This is a genomic window from Mesorhizobium sp. M7A.F.Ca.US.014.04.1.1 (assembly GCF_003998745.1).
GTDB lineage: Bacteria > Pseudomonadota > Alphaproteobacteria > Rhizobiales > Rhizobiaceae > Mesorhizobium > Mesorhizobium ciceri.
In genome coordinates this window covers 1-2,195 of the sequence record NZ_RZRW01000768.1, presented here as the reverse complement: position 1 = coordinate 2,195, position 2,195 = coordinate 1, and the positions used below count along the sequence as shown (strand labels likewise).

Below are 2,195 nucleotides of genomic sequence, written 5' to 3'. Positions count from 1 at the left end.
AGCGATCGACGATCGCTTCTAAGTTCGGTTGCCGGAGCTCCTTTTGGGTCCATCATCGATCCTGATTTGGGCTTCCCTGAGCATCTTGAGTGCCTCCTCCTTGGTGAGGCCGCACTTTCGGGCAAAGTAGTCGCTTCGATGGCCCTTTCGCGATCCGTCCGAGACGCGGTGTTCTGCTTGGCCTTCTTGCCCATCGATGCTATCGCCGCGATTATATCGCCTGCTGGTGATCAAGCGCCTACGCCGTGGGAGGGCTCACGCGGGGATCGGGTCACCAATCTTGCAGCTCCGCTGCCTGGCTAGAACTGTGGTTTGGCGCGATTGTTCCGAGATCGCAGAACTTCGCAAGAGATGCCTGGCGCCGGACTTTGCTGTGGCCATTCGGGATCTGTCATCCCATCGCTGTGACCTGCAGACGAATGCAGAGCCTCAGCAGTTTTTTCGCCGCTTTCATCGTGGGTTAGTCCCGACAACATGTTCGTTCCAGTACCCGGAGGAAAAAACGTGCGCGACCAGTCTTTTTCCCATCTGGAGGCGCTCATTGATGTGCGTCCCGACACGAATTTCACCCCTAGCGCGCCATGGCCTCGCGGATCGGCCACTGCGTCACTCGATGCAATATGGAACAATCCTCGCAGGCGGATGTTGGGCAACCCAACCCCCTGGAGGATTGCCAATGTTCATGCACAACAAGCGCCTGCAATACACCGTCCGCGTTTCGGAGCCTAATCCCCGCCTGGCCTGCATGATCATGGAACAATTCGGTGGCGCCGATGGTGAGCTTGCCGCGGCGATGCGCTATTTCACGCAAGGCCTCGGCGAGGATGATCTTGGCCGTCGCGACATGTTGCTCGACATAGCCACTGAAGAACTCAGCCACCTTGAGGTGGTGGGATCGATCGTCACCATGCTGAACAAGGGGCTCAAGGCACAACTTGCCGAAGGCCAGATGAAAGAAGCGGACCTTTATATGATGGTCGGCGCCAGCGGTACGACAGCCAAGGAATCCATCCTGTTTGGCGGTGCTCCCGCGCTGTGCGACTCAGCCGGCGTTCCCTGGACCGCGGCCTATGTCGACTCACGCGGTGAACCTACCGTGGATTTGCGGTCGAACATCGCCGCTGAAGCGCGCGCCAAGATCGTTTACGAACGCCTCATCAACATCACCGATGATCCGGGCATCAAGGACGCGCTCGGCTTCCTGATGACACGCGAGATCGCTCATCAAAAGTCGTTTGAGAAAGCACTCTACGCCATCGAAAACAATTTCCCGTCAGGCAAGCTCCCGGGCATCGAGAGGTACGCCAGCATGTACGTCAACACCTCTCAAGGTGACGGCGATACCAATGGTCCATGGAATTCCGGCGAAGAGTGGGATCGGATCGATGACCTTGAACAGGTGATGCCCGTCGACGGCGGAGACGGCTTGGCAACCGTCAAAATGGGCGCCAGAGACATGAAGGTGGTGGCCAAGATGGCCGACCGTACTCTTTCTGATCCGGCGTCCGATCCGATCACGGGCGCTGATCTAGGTGCCGGTCCTGGAGCTGGCCGAACCAAGAACGCGGATTTTGGCGGCGCGGCAAGCATTCAGGAGGCCCCGGCCGTGGCCGAGGCTGCTGTCAAACGCGCACGTAAGCGTTAGTTTGGACTGACGTCATTGCGGGCAACTATGTTCGGGGTCAGGAAGCTAACGACGAAAGCAGGGTATCCGACTGGCAGCAGCGGACTGGCCGGAGTGCTCGCTATTTGCTGAGTGGGTGAAGCACATATGGCCACCGCCGCACCACGATCAGAGTCGGAACATGCGGGGCAGTCGGAGAAGGTCCGTGCCTACGGTTGCGAGAACCGGTGCATTGTCGCAATCGGAGCCTCGGCGGGGGGCCTCGACGCGCTGAAGAGACTTGTCCGGGATATTTCGCCGGACATTCCGGCGGCCCTCCTCATCGTACAGCACGTCGGTCTCACGAGTTACCTCGGCGACATTCTCGGTCGCGCTGCCAACATGCCCGTAGCGAATGCCGCCAGCGGCACGAAGGTTAAAAACGGGCACATCTTCGTTGCACCGCCCGGAGCTCACCTGCTTTTACATGATGATCACATGCTGCTACGGCGCGGGCCGCGGGAGAATTTGGCGCGCCCTGCCATCGATCCCCTTTTTCGATCAGCGGCCCGCGCCGTAGCAGCATGTGATC

General features: G+C 59.3%; 2 protein-coding genes. Both read left to right on the top strand.

Annotation, left to right across the window (positions count from 1 at the left end; translation table 11 throughout):
* Positions 1–676: 676 nt before the first annotated feature.
* Positions 677–1,645: a manganese catalase family protein gene (locus EOA22_RS31225; RefSeq protein ID WP_063170816.1), complete on the top strand. Its 969-nt coding sequence runs from the start codon at positions 677–679 to the stop codon at positions 1,643–1,645.
* A 126-nt stretch (positions 1,646–1,771) separates the two neighbouring features.
* The coding region (locus EOA22_RS31220; RefSeq protein ID WP_281040805.1) for a chemotaxis protein CheB at positions 1,772–2,195 on the top strand (424 nt) is incomplete at its 3' end.